Origin of the sequence: Olavius algarvensis spirochete endosymbiont, from assembly GCA_900608495.1 — a bacterium.
Classification (GTDB): Bacteria; Spirochaetota; Spirochaetia; order DSM-2461; family DSM-2461; genus UBA2779.
Genome location: UWYT01000242.1, coordinates 1 through 338, shown reverse-complemented (window position 1 = coordinate 338; position 338 = coordinate 1). Strand labels below are relative to the sequence as shown.

Annotated in this window: 1 protein-coding gene; it reads left to right on the top strand. The window is 51.8% G+C overall.

Going from position 1 to position 338, the window contains the following annotated elements:
- Positions 1 to 8: 8 nt before the first annotated feature.
- The coding region (locus S1OALGB6SA_RS07080; protein ID WP_148084050.1) for a hypothetical protein at positions 9 to 338 on the top strand (330 nt) is incomplete at its 3' end.

Sequence of the window (338 nt, the reverse complement as noted above, 5' to 3'; positions counted from 1 at the left end):
ATGCGGATATGACTAATACCCCCAGCAATGAGAGTTTGAGAAGTACTCTCGATGAGGTGGATGTTCCGCTGGTAGGCTCTTCGAATATCAAGAAGGCCGCTATCCCACAAGATTCAATTCCCCGCGGCGCTCTAAATCCGTTCAAGGTGGAGGATGCTCTGGAATACAAACTGGGCGTGAACTTTTCCATGGGCGGTGATATGAGTTTCTCTGGTCCACTTTTTACTATTTGGGTATTGGAATTCGGTATCAAAGCGGGCTTCGGGGCCAGCGCGGGCTACAGCAGTATGAATGCCACCGTCCTGATGCGCGATCTTACCGGGGATGGCCTGCCCGAT